At 38.0% G+C, this 17521-nt stretch carries 13 protein-coding genes and 2 pseudogenes; 9 read left to right on the top strand and 6 right to left on the bottom strand.

The annotated features are described in order from the left end of the window. Window positions 1–108: 108 nt before the first annotated feature. Both P9B04_RS24820 and P9B04_RS24815 read left to right on the top strand, forming a co-directional pair. Entirely contained in the window at window positions 109–2043 is a 1935-nt protein-coding gene (locus P9B04_RS24820) for a serine/threonine phosphatase (RefSeq protein WP_342057630.1), read from the top strand. Window positions 2044–2202: 159 nt separating this feature from the next. Continuing rightward, window positions 2203–3303, top strand: a complete 1101-nt coding sequence (locus P9B04_RS24815) for a glycosyl transferase (RefSeq protein WP_342057629.1) — start codon at window positions 2203–2205, stop codon at window positions 3301–3303. Between the two features lie 27 nt (window positions 3304–3330). Here P9B04_RS24815 and P9B04_RS24810 read toward each other — a convergent pair whose 3' ends face one another. The 3 genes from P9B04_RS24810 to rpsB all read right to left on the bottom strand — a co-directional run bounded on the left by P9B04_RS24810 (window position 3331) and on the right by rpsB (window position 6033). Then, complete coding sequence (locus tag P9B04_RS24810; RefSeq protein WP_342057628.1) at window positions 3331–4203, bottom strand: hypothetical protein; 873 nt, start codon at window positions 4201–4203, stop codon at window positions 3331–3333. Window positions 4204–4374: 171 nt separating this feature from the next. Continuing rightward, window positions 4375–5064, bottom strand: coding sequence for a translation elongation factor Ts (tsf, locus tag P9B04_RS24805; protein ID WP_446718045.1), 690 nt, complete (start codon window positions 5062–5064; stop codon window positions 4375–4377). Between the two features lie 159 nt (window positions 5065–5223). Then, entirely contained in the window at window positions 5224–6033 is an 810-nt protein-coding gene (rpsB, locus tag P9B04_RS24800; RefSeq protein ID WP_342057626.1) for a 30S ribosomal protein S2, read from the bottom strand. A gap of 143 nt (window positions 6034–6176) precedes the next feature. Between rpsB and P9B04_RS24795 the strand changes: the two genes are divergently transcribed. From P9B04_RS24795 to glmM, 5 genes and pseudogenes are all read left to right on the top strand, one after another. After that, entirely contained in the window at window positions 6177–6671 is a 495-nt protein-coding gene (locus tag P9B04_RS24795; protein ID WP_342057625.1) for a molybdenum cofactor biosynthesis protein MoaE, read from the top strand. 339 nt (window positions 6672–7010) lie between these two features. After that, window positions 7011–7736, top strand: a complete 726-nt coding sequence (locus P9B04_RS24790) for a hypothetical protein (RefSeq protein ID WP_342057624.1) — start codon at window positions 7011–7013, stop codon at window positions 7734–7736. 96 nt (window positions 7737–7832) lie between these two features. Further along, window positions 7833–8180 (top strand): annotated as a pseudogene (locus P9B04_RS24785) (RNA-guided endonuclease InsQ/TnpB family protein); the annotation flags it as partial. A gap of 121 nt (window positions 8181–8301) precedes the next feature. Further along, window positions 8302–8681, top strand: a pseudogene (locus P9B04_RS24780) (RNA-guided endonuclease InsQ/TnpB family protein); the annotation flags it as partial. 173 nt (window positions 8682–8854) lie between these two features. Beyond that, entirely contained in the window at window positions 8855–10303 is a 1449-nt protein-coding gene (gene glmM / locus P9B04_RS24775; protein ID WP_342057623.1) for a phosphoglucosamine mutase, read from the top strand. A gap of 246 nt (window positions 10304–10549) precedes the next feature. On the opposite strand, the gene P9B04_RS24770 is transcribed toward glmM, so the two are convergent. Further along, window positions 10550–12022 carry an FAD-dependent oxidoreductase gene (locus P9B04_RS24770; protein WP_342057622.1) on the bottom strand — a complete coding sequence of 491 codons (1473 nt, stop codon included), beginning with the start codon at window positions 12020–12022 and terminating at the stop codon, window positions 10550–10552. Between the two features lie 214 nt (window positions 12023–12236). Here P9B04_RS24770 and gntT point away from each other — a divergent pair, with 214 nt between their 5' ends. Further along, window positions 12237–13613, top strand: coding sequence for a guanitoxin biosynthesis MATE family efflux transporter GntT (gene gntT, locus P9B04_RS24765; RefSeq protein WP_342057621.1), 1377 nt, complete (start codon window positions 12237–12239; stop codon window positions 13611–13613). Between the two features lie 199 nt (window positions 13614–13812). On the opposite strand, the gene P9B04_RS24760 is transcribed toward gntT, so the two are convergent. Beyond that, window positions 13813–15180 (bottom strand): cytochrome P450, encoded by a 1368-nt coding sequence (locus P9B04_RS24760; RefSeq protein ID WP_342057620.1) that lies wholly within the window; start codon window positions 15178–15180, stop codon window positions 13813–13815. Between the two features lie 334 nt (window positions 15181–15514). Here P9B04_RS24760 and P9B04_RS24755 point away from each other — a divergent pair, with 334 nt between their 5' ends. After that, complete coding sequence (locus P9B04_RS24755) at window positions 15515–16027, top strand: DUF1993 domain-containing protein (protein WP_342057619.1); 513 nt, start codon at window positions 15515–15517, stop codon at window positions 16025–16027. Between the two features lie 195 nt (window positions 16028–16222). Here the strand turns inward: P9B04_RS24755 and P9B04_RS24750 are convergent, their stop codons facing one another. Then, on the bottom strand, window positions 16223–17362 hold the full coding sequence (locus P9B04_RS24750; protein ID WP_342057618.1) for a DegT/DnrJ/EryC1/StrS family aminotransferase: 1140 nt from the start codon (window positions 17360–17362) through the stop codon (window positions 16223–16225). Window positions 17363–17521: the final 159 nt, after the last annotated feature.

The raw sequence follows: 17521 nt of genomic DNA, 5'->3' as shown, positions 1-17521 counted from the left end.
CTTGGAGAAGCCCGCACTGTAACGGTACTCCGTTCAGTGTCGGGAGTCGTCACGACGAATACAACAGTCTTAAACCCCCAATACTTTCAATCACTGGTGTAGTCATTTATGCTTGTTTGTCCCCAATGTCATGCAGAAAACCCCAACAATAGTCAAGTCTGTCAACGATGTCAAACCTCTTTGATTCACCATTCTTGTCGTAAATGTGGTCATAATGTCCTTTTTTCTGAAACCCACTGCCCAAAATGCGGAACCTTCAGTGGGAGACTTTGGCAGGTAATAATAGCTAAACCCAATAAGAGCGATCGCACAAATAAAAGCTTAACCTTTGATCAAAAATATCTCGATCTTGGACAAAGATATCAAATTTTGACTTCCCAAAAAAAAGCCACTTTTCAACCAATCTCCACCACTGCAACTCATACCCTTTATCAAGGCCGAGTAGTTGACTGTCAACCTCTAGAACAATCAACCTTACCAGCATTAGTCAATCAAGTTTCAGACGCGTTACAAGAAAGCCAACAAGACGATCCAACTTTATTCTGGCAGCAAATGGGAATTCCCTCAGCGGCTTTCCCTTATATCATGCTCCAAGACTTAAAACCCATAGTTCCCCAAGTTTATGACGCTTGGACAGATCAAGACACAGAGTATATACTATTGCCCGATCGCAATCACTGGCAATCCATACCCGATCTATTAATGAATCACTCCCTACTAACTATACAGATTGTTTACTGGCTCAATCAAATTGTTACCCTATGGAAAAGTTTGCTTAGTGTTAATTGCTGTCAAAGTCTTCTCATGGTAAACAACCTGAGACTAGATGAAGATCAGAGCTTTGGATTACTCAAACTCTATGGTGACTCTCCGAATAATCCTCCATCTTTAAAAAAACTGGGTCAATTGTGGCAAACTTTGCTCAATAAAGCAGGTTATCCCACCTCAAACAAACTAAGCGATCTGATTCAAGAAGTGGCCCAAGGTAACATTAAACAAGTAGGAGAATTCCGTTTACAACTACTAGATCTAGCCGCAGAACAAGAGATTAACGATGACCAAGAAAACTCCCATAATACGGAGGATTCTTCTCCGTCTCTTGACTCAATTGCCGAAGAATTACCAGAATTTCAACCTGACTTATTGAGTGGTGAGTTAGAAGACAATCCAACTACCACAGAGGTTAGTAGTGATTCTACCGCGGTTTTGCCGATGGAATTGGTCAGTTTAACCGCTTTAGGATGCACCGATAGAGGACAACAACGGGATCACAACGAAGATTATTTTAGCCTCAATACCCAGATTGCAACTCAACAAAATAATCAAAGTTTGGGGGTAAATGGTCGTGGTATTTACATCGTTTGTGACGGAATGGGTGGCCATGCTGCCGGGGAAGTTGCTAGTAAGATGGCCACAGAAACCTTAGAAGAGTTCTTCGTCAAACATTGGCAAGGGGATTTTCCTGATCAAGAAACGATTTTACAAGGGATTTTATTGGCCAACAAAAATCTATACGAAGTCAATCAAAACAACGCTAGTTCCGGTAGCGGACGAATGGGGACTACTTTGGTCTTGTTGTTAGTAAGTCAGACCAAGGTTGCAGTTGCTCATGTGGGAGACAGTCGGGTTTATTCCATGAATCGCAAACAAGGATTGCAACAACTGACCATCGACCACGAAGTAGGACAAAGAGCAATCCAAAATGGCATAAATCCCCAATTAGCATACTCTAGACCGGATGCTTATCAATTAACTCAAGCTTTAGGTCCCCACGAAAACAAATATGTACAACCAGATATTCAATTTTTAGACCTAGTTGAAGATACTTTATTTTTACTTTGTTCCGATGGATTATGTGATAATGATTTAGTGGAAGAACACTGGGAAACCTATCTCTTACCCCTAATCAAATCTGGTCAATCATTAGAGAGGGGAATGAACCAATTAATCGACTTTACTAATAGTTATAATGGTCACGATAATATTACCGCAGTCTTAGTTCGCATGAAAATTAGACCGAAAGTTAACCCTCAAGATTGGTAACCTGAGTTCGGTGTTATACTTACATCCTGCACCTTAGATAAAACTGGCTAGTTTGTAAGCGTTCAGCTATCAGCCATCAGCTGAAAAAATCGGTTTGAGAAGAGGATTTGGTGTTAAATCTTTTTTGGAAGAGCAAAGTTAAATTTTGATACTTATATTATGACAGCAGCAACTAATGGCAAAAGACCGATTATTTATTTAGCAGCAACCGGTCACGGTTTTGGTCATGCGGTGCGAATTTCTACTGTAGCAAATGCCATTTTAAACTTGTGTCCCGATAGCTTAATAATTATGGCCACAACTGCTCCAAGATGGTTGTTAGAATCTTATATTTCAGGAGATTTTATTTACCGTCCTATGGCTTTCGATGTCGGGGTAATTCAATCGGATAGTTTCAAAATGGATAAGATTGCTACCCTTAAAAAAGTTCAGGAACTCTACGACAAACGGGAATGGTTAATGGCTGGAGAAATTAACTTTCTTAAGACCAACCAAGTTGATTTAATTTTAGCAGATATCCCCCCGTTAATGGCACCTATTGCTAAGCTGGCAGGGATACCTTGTTGGATGATGAGTAATTTTGGTTGGGACTTTATTTATGAACCTTGGGGACAAGAATGGCAAGGAATTGTTGAGTGGATCAAAGAATGTTATCAACAATGCGATCGCCTTTTTCGTCTGCCTATGGCTGAACCAATGTCTGGTTTTAATTCTATCACCGATGTAGGCTTAACAAAGGGTTCCTCTCGTTATCAAATTGACGATTTACGAGATAAGTTTAATTTAACTGCTTCTCGGGAAAAAACCATTTTACTAACTTTTGGCGGTCTAGGATTACAGCAAATTCCTTACGCTAATTTAGCACAATTTTCTGATTGGCAATTTATTACCCTTGATGCTAAGGCTCCTGACTTAGATAATATCATTAAAGTCACCGATTCTGCCTATCGTCCCTTTGATTTTATGCCTTTATGTAGTCGAGTTGTTTCTAAACCAGGGTTTAGCACTTTTTCTGAAACTATGTGTCTCGATATTCCTATTGTTTCTTTGATGAGAAATGATTTCGCTGAAACAGCTTTTTTATTAGAAGGAATTAGGAATTATGCTGACCATCAAATTGTAGAAATAGATAACTTTTTTGCAGGAAGCTGGGACTTTTTAAAAGAAGATCCCCATCCACCAAAAATTGGTAAAGTTTTAGCTAAAGATGGCTCTGAAATCATCGCTAAAGCAGTATTGGATCGGGTTAATAAAAACTAATAACCTGAGTTCGGTTTATGATATTTATTAATCGTGCCAACTAGAACGCCATGCCGCCTCTGCTTGTGCTTGAGCATTTTCTCGTTGAATTTTTTGATAAACCTTACGCATTTTTTTGATAATGTCTAATCTTTGGCGAATTTGTTGACGTTGAATACTTAATTGATGGTCAGCGAATTCAACATCAGATAATCGTAAATGAATAGCAGAAACTTTAGTGATTTGTGCTTCTTGTTTATCTTTTTCTTCTTCATTTTCTTCCTTTTCATTCTTATCTTTTCTATTAGTTTCTATCAGTACATTCAAAATATTAGGAGGATTACTCGATGAGTTTCCTGCTTCTTCTGCTTGTAAAGCCATTTCTAAAAGTTGAGGAGGTAACTTACTTGCAATGATGTTATTTTTTTGTAACTCCTTATTGACATCTTGAGAGAGGGCATGGATGATCATTCTAATGCCTTGTTCTACTCTTTTGCACCATAAAACTAGGTCTTCAGGGTTTTCAATTTTAGAAATTGAATCATCATCATCTTCATTTTGTACTTGAAATTCTTGGTTTTTAGCAATGGATAATTGGGTTAATATTTGTTCAGTTAAAGTTGCCGTTGGTGTTGGTTGGGGAAAACTAATATAAGCTAAAAACTTAGACTCAAGAGGTTGGCACAATTCCTTAATTTTTCCTTGTAATTTTTCTCGCTTACTATAAGATAATTTTAAAAATTCTTGTGGATAAATCCTCGTGCAAATTTCATAAACTGCCAAGATTAGCTGTTTTTTCACTGATAAGTTTAGTGCTTCTAAATACCGTTTATAAAGTTCATTTAGTTCTGTAAAAATTTCCGTTGATTGTTGCTCCAACTTTTCTATTTCTTGCCTAATTTTTTGCAGAGATTTTGCCATAAGTCAACCCTTGATAATCCCGAACATTCATCAAAAATAGAGAAAGAAGGCAAGAGTGGGAGACATTTCCTTACTTTTGCCTTATTATTAATAACCATTCTCGAGATAACTTACTCGTTTTATTGATTAGGTTAAGGAGTGAAAATAAGAGGGAACTACCCCGAATTTTGCTTAGCTTTTTCCTGTTTGAGCTGCAACTTCATCAGCAAAACTAACTGCTTCTTTTTCGATTCCTTCCCCTAAAACAAAGCGAGTAAAACGGCGAACTTGAATATTTTCACCCAGTTGAGAGATGGTTTGTTTTAGCAACTCCTCCACTGTCATATTAGGATCTTTAATAAAGGGTTGATCGAGCAAAGAAAGTTCTTTTTGTCTCTTCTCAATACGCCCTTGAACAATCTTTTCCTTAATGTTATCTGGTTTATTGCCTAAATCATCCCGTCCCATTTCAATTTCTTTTTCCTTAGCAATAATTGCCTCGGGAATCTCGCTTTGGGCAACGTATTCTACATTGGGACAGGCGGCGATTTGCATAGCGACGTTTTGGACAAGGTCTTTAAACTCGTCTCGACGGGCAACGAAGTCGGTTTCACAGTTCACTTCTACCAGGACTCCAATGCGGCCACCGGTATGAATGTAGCTATGAACCAATCCTTCGGCGGTTTGTCGGCCTGATTTTTTCTCGGCGGAGGTGATGCCTTTCTGCCGTAGCCATTCCATGGCCTTTTCCGTATCACCCTCGTTTTCTTTAAGGGCTTTTTTGCAGTCCATCATCCCCGCGCCAGTTTTTTCACGGAGTTCTTTAACCAGTTTTGCTGAGATTTCGGCCATTTTGATTTTCGTGTGTACGCTAAGAACTATGTTTACATGAAACGGGGTAACGTGAGTTCTAAGTTTGCAGGGGGAATTAGATTCGCTGGAGTCGCACCGCCTATCTATCAAATTTCCTTGGTATGGAACTCAGGTACATAAGGTATCTCGGGGGGGGGAAACCCCCCAGATTAATAGGAAGAAGTAATCTTACTCTTCTTCTCCCTCTTGAGGCGAGGAGGCTTCAACGTCTTCTTCCTCTTCCTCGTCGTAGTCTTCGTAGTCTTGTTCTGCAAGACTTTCTTCAAACTCTTCGTAGTCACCATCGGAGTCTAACTGACCATGACGACCTTCATAAATTGCATCCGCTAATCTACCTAAAATTAATTTTATGGAGCGAATTGCATCATCGTTGGCTGGAATGGGAATATCGGCGTAGTCAGGGTCGCAATTGGTATCCAACAGAGAAATCATTGGAATACCCAGTTTTTGACACTCTTGGATAGCATTGTATTCCCGACGTTGATCTACGATCACCACAACATCAGGGGGACGACGCATGGTTTTAATGCCGCCAAGGTATTTTTGTAGTTTTCCCAATTCTCGACGTAGTACAGAGGCTTCTTTTTTGGGACGACGAGCAATTTGTCCACTGTCTTCCATTGCCTCTAGCTCTTTGAGGCGTTCTACCCTGGTTTTAATGGTTTCCCAGTTGGTAAGCATTCCTCCTAACCAGCGTTGGTTAACGTAGTTAGCTCCGCAACGAGAGGCCTCTTGAGCAATAATACCGGCGGCTTGTCGTTTGGTTCCTACAAATAAGAACCGTTTGCCTTTATCGGAGTTGTTACGTACGTATTGATAAGCATCTTCCATCAACTGGGCTGTTTGCACCAAATCGATGATATGAACGCCGTTACGGGCTGTGTAGATGTATTGGGACATTTTGGGGTTCCAACGACGGGTTTGATGACCGAAGTGAACCCCTGCATTGAGTAAGTCCTCGAGGGATACGACTGGCATAATTTAGTTTTCTCCTGTTTCGGGTTAATCCTCCATCCAGGTGTATTTCCCCTAAAGAAACACCCGAAATCCTGAATGTGCGAGATTTTAATAACTTTACTAGGATAACATAAAATTAAGTTATTAAGTTGATACAAACTATTATGAAAGCTTCTATCAATCCTTCGGCTAGTGGGAGTTCAATTCATCCTCACGATAGTTTTAAGATTAGCTTTGCTCCTCTGTCTTTGGAGGAAGTGTATGGGTTAGCGGATGATCCTAGCAATGGGGCGATCTCTTTGATGAGTGGGACAGTCCGACAGCAAACCGAGGGTAAGGCGGTGCAATATCTGGAATACCAAGCTTATGAACCGATGGCTTTGGTGATTTTCCAAGAAATAGCCGCTAACATTCGCAAACAATGGCCGCAAACGAACCGAGTCGTTATCCATCATCGCACTGGCAAGCTAAAAATTACAGAAATTAGTGTTTTAATCGCTGTGGGTTGTCCTCATCGGGCTGAAGCTTTTGAGGCTTGTCGTTATGGGATTGATACCCTTAAGCATAACGCTCCCATCTGGAAAAAAGAATTTTGGGCTGATGGTTCTAGTACCTGGGTAAGTATCGGTAGTTGTGAAGATGAAACGGAGTTAAGTTGAGTTAGGAGGCAGGGGGCAGAATCAGTAGATCGACAGCTTACTTGTTTGGGCTGCTGGGGAGCAGGGAGCAGGGAGCAGGGAGATTCTTTTAAACTAAATTATTTAACCTAATTTCGGGCAGAATTCCCTTATCCTCTACAGATTAGGGATGAATGCCCGACCAACAAATAAACTACGAAGTATCCACAGCAAGTTGGGGTAGTTCACATATCATATTGCTCGTGAATATATACGAGATGCTGAACCATTTGGGCCTGGTCAAAGGCTAGGAAGTAAAGAGTCTAAAGGTTCAAAAATTGATAACCCTCATTACATTATAAGTATGATAGATAGAAAAAGATGAGTACCGAAAAAATTAAAATTTCACTAATACACATCTGTAATCGTACAATACACAAAGGAATAATTGTGCTAGATAAAGATAATCCGAGATGTAGTCTTCTATTCAGTTCCTCAATAAGTCAAGATATTGAAATTGAAGGTCACGATTATTTTAAATGTTTGATCGATCTACGAATCGAACTAGAAAAACAAAACTACTATCTTTTGTGTAACGGTGCTAGACGTGACGTAAATTGTAGTGGAATGTCGAGAGAAGCTTCTAGTGGTCTTTATGGACATATTATGAGGCTTGGAAAATACATCGATCTAGACGATGAGGTATATATTTTTGACTATGCTGAGCCAGATTTAGTAGTATCGGTTAGCGAACAGGAAGAATTTAATGAATTACATCGTAGTTCTCTCCCTGCGGTAATTTCATATTATGCTGAATCTACAGTGTTTGGAGCAGAATTAATTTCTTCTCAAGCTAAGGAAAATATAATTAATCAACTTTCTTCGCATTCAGATTGGCAACTTTTGCAGAGAGAAGGCGATAGATTATCGTTTAAATTTTTAGACACTCCTGAGCAACCTCAATGGAATATAGAGATTATCATTAAAAATGATTCAATTGATATACTATTCACTGTAGAAAATGACATAAACCAAGATGCTTTTTTGACATTTTTAAATGAGCAATTAAGTTTAAATGGAGTTATATGTGATCTCAAAAAAACTTAGATATTATTAGATTTTATAAATATTTTCAGATAAACACACACAGAAAAAAGTAATCAAAATGCCTAACTTAGATGAGTTTTTTCATAAAAAATCAACATTACATACAATGGTGAAAAAACATCTAAGTATGCTAACCCTAGACACCTAAAAAAACATGAAAAAAACTTAGCTAGAAAACAAGCCAAATTAGCCCGTAAAAAGAAGGGTGCAGAATGCACCGCCGCTTGCGACCTGCCGTTGAACGGCAGGTCGGTCGGCGGAAGTAAATCAAGAGAAAAAGCACGAAAGCTAGTAGCTAGAGTTCACGAACGTATTAGCAATGCCCGTCAAGACTTTCTACACAAGTTATCAAGAAAAATTGTTGATGATAATCAGGTAGTAGTCGTTGAGAATTTGAACGTCAAGGGTATGGTTCGTAATCATAACTTAGCTAAGGCTATCTCTGATACCAAATCCGCCATATAAAACCTAGTTATAAATTTTAGTTTCATTTCTGTGAAAGTCACAATCAGTAGGCATTGTAAGGAAATTCAAATAACTGGGGTATATAAATCGGATTTGGTATGATGCCGGATGGGGAATGTTTGTCAATTTTCTTGCTTATAATATAAACTAGAGCAAAAAGGTGGTTTATTAGTAGAAATTGACAGATTTTTCCCTAGCTCTAAAACTTGCTCTAATTGCCTATATCAAATATCAGAAATGCCATTAGATATTCGGGAGTGGACTTGTCCAAGTTGTGGAACACACCATGACAGAGATGAAAATGCTGCTAAAAACATTAGAGCAGAAGGCATCAGACAACTTGCCCTGAGCAATGTCGAAGGGTTATCGGTCTTGGGAACCAGGACTGCTGCTGAAGGAGGGGAAGTAAGACCAAAAGGTGGGCGTAAGTCTGTCTTGAGGCATTCCCCTGTGAGTTCAGAAGCCCCAACTTCAGCGTAAGCAAGTTGGGGTAGTTCACTTATTAACCCCTTGCCCCGAAGAAGCGATAACTTACCCTGTGGGAACACTAAGAAACTTTTTAACGTTCATAAGTGTTATACATCAAAATTTTACGCAAATCTAGTTAAAGAGTATATCCTGTAAAGGTGAGTGAGTTGTGAGGAAGTGAATTAATGGTTATCTCCCTATCCCCCAATGGCAGTAGTCGTTTAAATAATAGAACTACTGGTTTAAATGATCGCTTTTTGAGTCCGTTACCCCATAGTCCCTTGTTCGGAACCGATGGAATCAGAGGTAAAGCAGGAGAGTTATTGACTGCTCCGTTTGCCCTACAACTAGGATTCTGGGCGGGACAGGTTATAAAATCGAAGACAACCACCCCAGGCCCGATTATTATTGGTCAAGACTCCCGTAACTCAAGCGATATGCTTGCTATGGCGATGGCAGCAGGACTCACCTCTGTCGGGTTAGAAGTTTGGCAACTAGGGCTATGTCCTACCCCCTGTGTCGCTTATTTGACCCGTCACAGCGAAGCATCGGCAGGGATCATGATCTCCGCCAGTCATAACCCACCAGAAGATAACGGGATCAAATTTTTTAATGCAGATGGTACTAAGTTATCCTCAATCCTAGCCCAAGAAATCGAAGAGGGGCTACGGGGCAATCTTTTGGTATCTATGGATAAAGTAGTCCCTTGGGGTAAAAGGTTATATCAACCCACATTAGTCGATGGTTATTGTCGCTTCCTACAAGACAGCTTACCCCCTTCGTTTAGTTGTCAAGGAATGAAAATTGTTTTAGATCTAGCTTGGGGTGCATCGGTAAATGTGGCACCAGCTATGTTTAAAGCGTTGGGTGCTGAGGTGATTTGTTTACACGATCAAGCGGACGGCGATCGCATTAATGTTGATTGTGGTTCGACTCATCTTAATCTTTTGCAAGCCACCATCAAAGAACATCAAGCGGATATGGGTTTTGCTTTTGACGGGGATGCAGATCGGGTAATGGCTGTGGACGGTAACGGGAAAGTTGTGGATGGGGATTATATCCTCTACCTCTGGGGAAAATACCTCTTAGACCAGGGTAAACTGCCCGACAACCTCTTGATTGGCACAGTTATGGCAAATTTGGGGTTTGAGCGTGCTTGGCAAGCTATAGGAGGACAATTGGTGCGTACCTCTGTGGGCGATCGCCACGTTCAGGCACAGATGTGGGAAACTGGTGCTATGCTCGGGGGTGAACAGTCAGGACACATTATCTGTCATCATTACGGGGTGTCAGGGGATGGAGTGCAAACGGCGTTACAGTTGGCTGCGTTGGTTCACGAGTCTGGGGTATCTTTATCAGAGTTGGTTAAAAATAGTTTTGAAACTTATCCTCAGATTTTACGCAATGTTCGTTTTGAGGATCGCGAGCAACTACGAAATTGGCAACAGTGCGAACCTTTACAAGAGGCGATCACTCAAGCAAAAGCAGGAATGGGTGATACAGGAAGGGTTTTGGTTCGTGCTTCGGGAACAGAACCTCTAATTAGGGTTATGGTGGAATCAGAATGTCCCAATGCTGCTAACTATTGGGTGGATTATTTGGTGAAAGTTGTGGAAACCAATCTCTGTGCCTAATGTTTATTTCGTTTTGTGGAGATAGTTATGTTGTTGTCTCCACGTTGCTTAAACTGATATTTTGCACCAGTATAGAAAAACTTAAATTGGTAAGCAGTTCCTCACTTCGTTCCGGCGCTATCGCACAGCGTTCAGCGTTCGTTTAATTTTACTCACAGTAGATGATAGGGATTGATATTTTTCAGCTGATGGCTGATAGCTGAACGCTTAGAAACTAGGTAGTTTTATCGAAGGTGCAAGAAAAATTTAGTAACGGCGAAAAATTTGTACGGGATAGGATTCCGCTACTAATTGATTAGCTTTCGCTTCGATATTCATACTACAATTAAAGTGAGATTGAGGTGAAGTTTCTTCAAAGTCAAGTAGAGTTTTAATCCGTTGATATGCTTGATAAGCAACAGTGGGAAAGAAAGAAAACTTACCGGGTAAAACACACAAATAGTTACTGTCTGTATTAGATTCAATCCAATAACTATAACGTCTTTTTTGTTCTTCTTGACTGATAAATTCGGTTTTGACGCATTCATAACTATACAGTTGACGACTGTACAATTTTTCTTTACCAAAATAACGTTCTGCTGATTCTAAAATGGGTTCTATATCAATTCCATTTACGCTTTCTTCGTTAGCATAGCTAGAATCGGCTAACAATGAGTAAATATATTTTTCTTCCCCTAGTTCTCTTTGTTGCACAAAATGATTAAAATGAAAACGATTTTTAGTTGACATTCTCACAAAATTAGTATCCACTAAAGCAGGATAAGCTACCACCATTGCGCTACGACTTCTCTTTAGTTTTGCTCTCACTTGTAAATCATTCAAAAATGGTTCAAAACCTTCTCCAACTGCAAAGACAAATAACTTTGCTTTCAATCGTTTTGAACGACCTTCTTGTGTCTCGCATAGCAAACTTTTAATCCTTAGCTTACCATAACTATCGATTAGTAGTTTATTAATTTTAATACCTGTTTCAAAAGTTACTCCATTAGTTAAACAACTCCTCACCAAATCTTGCAAAATTCTGCTAGTGTGCATAGAACAATCTAGGGTTTTTATAAACTCGTAATTAGAGGGTTCTATGTGATAAGATTCATCGAATCGATGGCAAAGTTTGCTAATCGTTTCTGTGGGATTTTTTAAGGAACAATCTAATCCTTCGTAGTTTTCTACTTGTCCATAAGTTGGTGCTAAACAGCGATTATCAACCAACCAATTATGTTGTTTTCCGTAGGCAACTTCTAATCTTCCTAAGACTCTGTTTCTTTGAATATTGATTTGTACTGCGTCGCTTTTTAGACGAGATGAGCGAATTTCTGGAGCATCTTCTTGAGGATGAATTAGATAAACAGGTGCATCATTAAACCAACCTTTTGAGTTAGGAGAAATAGCAGGAGTGAAAAAATTGGGGTTTTTCTCTACTAAATTAACGTTACACTGCTCCTTAAAATAAGGGGTATAAAGGTTAATTAAATCTTCCACTCCATTGACACAATTAATGAAGGTTTGAGCGTCATCTTGACCTGAATATAAACCCCCTGTATGGTACCATCCTTCTAACTTTCCTGAAGCTAAAGTACCAATTTGGGGAGCTTTTTCTAATACCTTAATAGATAGATTGCTATGACGGGATAAAAACTCGGCAATGGCAATTCCAGCAACACCACCACCTACGACAATAACATCAACGTATTCAATTTCTGAAACTTGAAGAGGATTCATAAACAGGATAATGAAAAAAATTTTCAAACTAATATTTTAAGTTAGATAAGATTATAACGTAGATGAAAAAAATAGGTTATGAGTAATTAAATATTTAATAATTTTTTTGGGATCTCTTTAGACTATCAGCGTGCTATTTATATTTAAAATGTAAACAGTAGCAGAACTTTTTGATTCTGTTACAGTATTTACGATTCAAGTGTAAACGCTATATATGAATTTTTCCCTTCCTATCGAGTATCGTTGTGTTTTACCTCGTTTTTATCGTCTTGCTTCAGTCAGTGTCTTATCTAACATGATGGTTCCCTTAGCAGGGTTGTGTGATACTGCTTTTTTAGGACATTTAAAAGACATTCGTTACTTAGCTGGTGTTATTCTTGGAAGTATTCTCTTTGACTATTTATATCGGGTTTTAAAGTTCATTCGTTCGGGAACTAATGCTATTACCGCACAAGCGGTAGGAAGGGATGACAAAGAAGGAGTATTACTGGCTATTTTACGCAGTGGTTTAATTGCTTTATGTATTGGTTTTATTATTCTTATTTTACAATATCCTATTGAAAAAATAGGTTTTATTTTATTATCTGGTTCTCCTGAAATCGAAGCATCGGGAATCGATTATTTTCATGCTAGAATTTGGGGCGCACCTGCGGTTTTACTTAATTTTGTTTTTATTGGTTGGTTTTTAGGAAGGGAAATGAAAGCGGCAATTTTTTTATTATCTTTTGTTGGTAATTTTTCTAATGTTGGTCTAGATTACTTTATGATTTATCGTTGGGGTTGGGAAAGTACGGGAGCAGGTTTAGCTACAGCTATTAGTCAATATTTGGCTTTATTTGTTGCTGTTATTTTCATGGTATTTAATATTAAATGGGATGGGATTTTAGAAATTGGCAAAAAAGTTTTAAATTTAGTGGAGTTAAAATCAATACTTGTCCTAAAAGGTAATATATTAATGAGATTTTTAGCTCTCATTTCTGCTTATTCTATTTTTACTAACTTAAGTGCATTGTTAGGAACGGAAATTTTAGCTGCAGATGGTTTATTATTACAAATTGCTTTGCTGAGTCAATTTACCATTCAAGGAATAGGAATGACCACACAAACTTTAACAGGAAATTTTAAAGGAAAGGGGACTACAGAACAAATAATGCCTTTATTAATTCTCTCTATTATCAATAGTTTAATTATTGCTTCAATCTTTGCTTTAACTCCCTTCTTATTTCCTAAAACGGTATTTAATTTATTAACAGATCATCAAGAAATTAGTCAAACAGCCATAGAATATACTTTATGGTTGCTTCCTCTCTTATGTTTAACTGCTACTGCATTTATGTTAGAAGCCTATTTTATTGGTCTAAAAGAAGGTAGCATTTTAAGAAATGGAGTTCTAAGAGCCTTTTTTATCGGGTTTTTACCGTTAGCAATTATGTCTTATTTTTGGCAAAATAATCATTTACTATGGTCGGGTTTAACTGCTTATATGGCAACATTGATGATCACTTTATTTCTTCAATTACCAAAAGTACAGAAAAATAATGTTTTGCAGTTTCAGGCATCAGAATCAAAAATTAATACAATTAACTCATGATATTAATGTCTGTTAAAAAGTGATGCGAAAAAGCAATAATTTATGATAAGCTAATAACTAATCTTAGGGGACTATTAAATATGGTTACGATCAACAAAAAAAAATAAAGGTTCTGTTGTAAAAAGTTTTGAAGAGTACAACTTGAAAGGTTGTTTCGGACTCATGAACTAAGATTAATTCCATCTGTACTAATTGCTTCCTAACCGTGATCGCTTGTTTTTGGAACACTACCTAATAAAATCACAGGAACACCACCAGCCGGGGAAATAGTAAAACCTCTACGCTGTGGTTCTACGGTTTTTTCAGTAGTTAAAGTGAGTGAATATTTAGAGATGATAGAAGCTAAAACTAGCTTCATTTCTAATTCGGCTAAAGCATATCCTAAACAACGACGAGTTCCTCCCCCAAATGGTAAGTATTCATAATTAGTAAACTTTTTTTCTAGAAAACGTTCGGGTTTAAATTGATGAGGTTCATGATATAAATCTTCTCGATAATGCACTAAATATATACTAGGAGTTAGCCAAGTTTCAGGGGGAAATTCACGTCCCATAATGGTCATTTTTGTTTTGGTAATGCGAGGAAAAATAATAGGAAGAATAGGATACATCCGTAAAACTTCTTGACAAACTGCATTTAGATAAGGAAGTTTTGCTATTTCTAAAGGGTTGAGATTATTGGTTGTTTCTTCTAACTCTTTACGCATTTTTTCTAGGATAGAAGGATGACTAAGAATTTGATAAAAAGCCCAACTCATACTGGTAGCAGTAGTTTCGTGACCGGCAAATAATAAAGTTACTAATTCGTCTTTTAATTCGTCATCTGTTAATGATTGTCCGCTTTCATCTTTAGCTGCCATCATTAAACTAAGAACATCACTACCACTGTTATTTTTTTGGCTACGTCTTTCCTCAATTTCTTCTTGTAATAATTGATAAATTTTTCTTCTTGTATATTGAATTCGTCCCCAAGGACTCCATTTTCCCCAATCTTTTTGTAAAAATTTAAAGAAGAGAAAACTAGAGGTTAATGGAGAATCAGTGACATCTAACATTTGGGCGAGTAAGGGCTTAATTTTTTGATATCTTTCTCCTTCCGAAATACCAAATACTACTTTTAAAATAACTTCTAAACTAATGGTTTGCATGACCTTACGGATAATAATAGGTTGATTCTCTGGACACTTATTCACAACTTCCATGGCAATATCACAGATAGATTGTGCATAAAATTGTAAACTTTGTCCATGAAAAGGAGGCATTAATAATTTTCGTTCTTTTTGGTGACGTTTCCCATCATAAACAAATAAAGATTTAGTACCAAAAAGAGGTTCCGCAATTTTATTGCCACGGCCAACATCAAAATTATCGGGATTTTGACTAAAAATTTCTTGTATTCCTAATGGGTTTCCAATAACAACAAAAGGGGCAAATCCTTGAACATTAAGGGTAAATATGTCTCCGTAAATTTGGCAACATTCTTGTTGAAATAGTAAGGGATCTTGTATCCAGCGAATTAATTGCCATAAAGGAAAAATTTGGGGTCCGTTTACTAATTTATTTTTCATATAGGTTTTATATTTGAATTCTAAATACTCTAACACAATTTTTCATGTTTTAATTGTTATTGTTTTACAGAATTAGATGCCTAGGTTGATCATTTAGATTTTAGAAAATAGCAATTTTTATTTGCAACTTTTAATAAGTTAGGAACAACGAAGAAAATGTGGTGAAATGATAGGGGGCAGTCAACCCTATTGAATTTAAGGGGTTATCTCTGCATTATTTGTCAGCAGTTGAGTGATGATATCGGCTTTAATTAGCTAAAAATTATCTTTTTCGTTCCCTATCAGATAGATTATAGTTAGTGATATCTTCAAGTAGGTTTCAGGAGATTACAAGATGCCAATTCAGAATATAGATTTTATCAAAACTATTTTTCACACTCGTCTAACAACTCTCGATCACCTCTTAAAGTCAGCTCAAACACATTTCAAAGAGAGTGAATCTTTCTTACAGGAGCGTATTACAACTGATATGTTTCCTTTTGGTACACAAGTCGCTTTTACCTGCAATCAACCACGCAACTTTGCTCTTTGGTGTGATAGTAAACCGATGGATAATCTAGATCCGAAAGTTCTGTCTCTAGCACAGGCACATGAGCATATAGCGAATACTAAAGAGCTGCTCTCAGCGATTAAAACTAAAGATGAAAAGTTGAATGAGATCACACGCATTGATCTTGGCGAGGATCTATATATCGAGATGACTGGTAACGCCTATGTGAATGATTTCTTAATGCCAAACTTCTACTTTCATCTGGTTACTGCTTACGACATTCTTCGCATTGCTGGTGTACCCATTGGAAAGCGAGACTACATGATGCACTTAGTTCCGTTCCTTAAAAATAGGTAAATAAAGGATTTAATTACATAAAGTTCATCACAAAAAACTACCTGTAAATTTTCTTTGAGGAAAGAATCTAATTTGTCTGGTTCATAATAATTTTCCTCGACAAACTTTAATATATGTTCTAAAAATTTAACTCATATATTGAATTCTTGCGTTTGCTGTTGATAATTAGAACTCATAGACAATGGTACCCTTAAATCAATTTAGCAATAAATGTCTAACCAAAGCATCTCCTACTATTTTTGCTTCTTCATCCGTCATTCCCGAAGTTAGCGGGGGACAAATATGACGGGGACACCAGTATTCTGAGTTAGGGAAACTTTCCCCTTTGCAAACCCCCTCAAATACCGGTTGTAAATGACAAGGGATCTCATAAACTGTTCCCCCTAAAAAGATGTCTTCTTCTGCTAGTGCCGCTTTTACCTCCTTAATGGTTTTTCCTTCGGGAAGAAGTATCAGCAACTTATACTGAGATGCACTATCCATGTGATCCGTGGAAACAAATCTAATTCCTGCTTCTCGCAGAGGTGCTGTAATTAACTCATAACACCGTTGTCGTCGTGCTATCATCTTGGATAACTTAGCCAGTTGAATCCGTCCTAGAATGGCATGAACCTCAGTCATACGGGTACTGTTACCAAAGTCTGTATGTAACCCCCCGAAGTCCATTCCCCGCTTTCCTTGGTTTCTCAGCGATCGCGCGATGTAGTCTTCTTCATCGTCGTTGAGGGTAATCATTCCCCCTTCAAAAGTGGTCATAATTTTAGTGGGGAAAAAGGAAAATGCTGCACCATCTCCTAAGTTTCCAGCTTGTACCCCATTGATTTGACTGCCATGAGCGTGTGCAGTATCTTCTAGAACAAATAAGCCGCGATCGTGACAATACTTCACAACTTCCGGAAACTCAGGGGAAATTACCCCCCCAATATGCACCCATAACACTCCTGAAATTTCTGGAGTAGCCCCCTTTTCTACTGCATCTTTAACCATTTGTAGAGAAGGAGCAAAAGTATTCTCATCCATATCTAAATACTGTACCTCTCCTCCCACTCGCAACACCGCAGCAACGGTGGCAAAATTGGTGTTTGTGGGTACTAATACCGTTGTCCCTTCAGCTTTTTTCAGACGGAGAATAATCTCTAACCCCGAAGAACCGGTATTAACTGCTATCGCGTGTTTGCTACCAACGTACTCAGCAAAGGCTTTTTCAAATTCTGCTGTGTTCTCCCCTAAAATTAGCCTACCAGACTTGAGAACTTTTTTTGACTCTTCGGCGAAAAAGTCGATTTCTTCTTCTGTAACGTCGAAATAAAAGGGCTTGATGGGGCTTTTAGTCATGGTATCTAAATAAGTTTGGATTGAGGTACCTTTCTAGATATCACAGTGTAGAAGAAATGACTAAAAATTGCTACTCATGGGTGTTGATGTTCTGTTGAATGGGGATTAAGTACCTAAGCAAAATTAATTGTATAGTTTGAGCCAAAGTGTTTGAGAATA

This window comes from Crocosphaera sp. Alani8 (assembly GCF_038442745.1).
Classification (GTDB): Bacteria; Cyanobacteriota; Cyanobacteriia; order Cyanobacteriales; family Microcystaceae; genus Crocosphaera.
The sequence above is the reverse complement of the archived record's forward strand: the minus strand, read 5'-3'. Positions and strand labels throughout refer to the sequence as shown.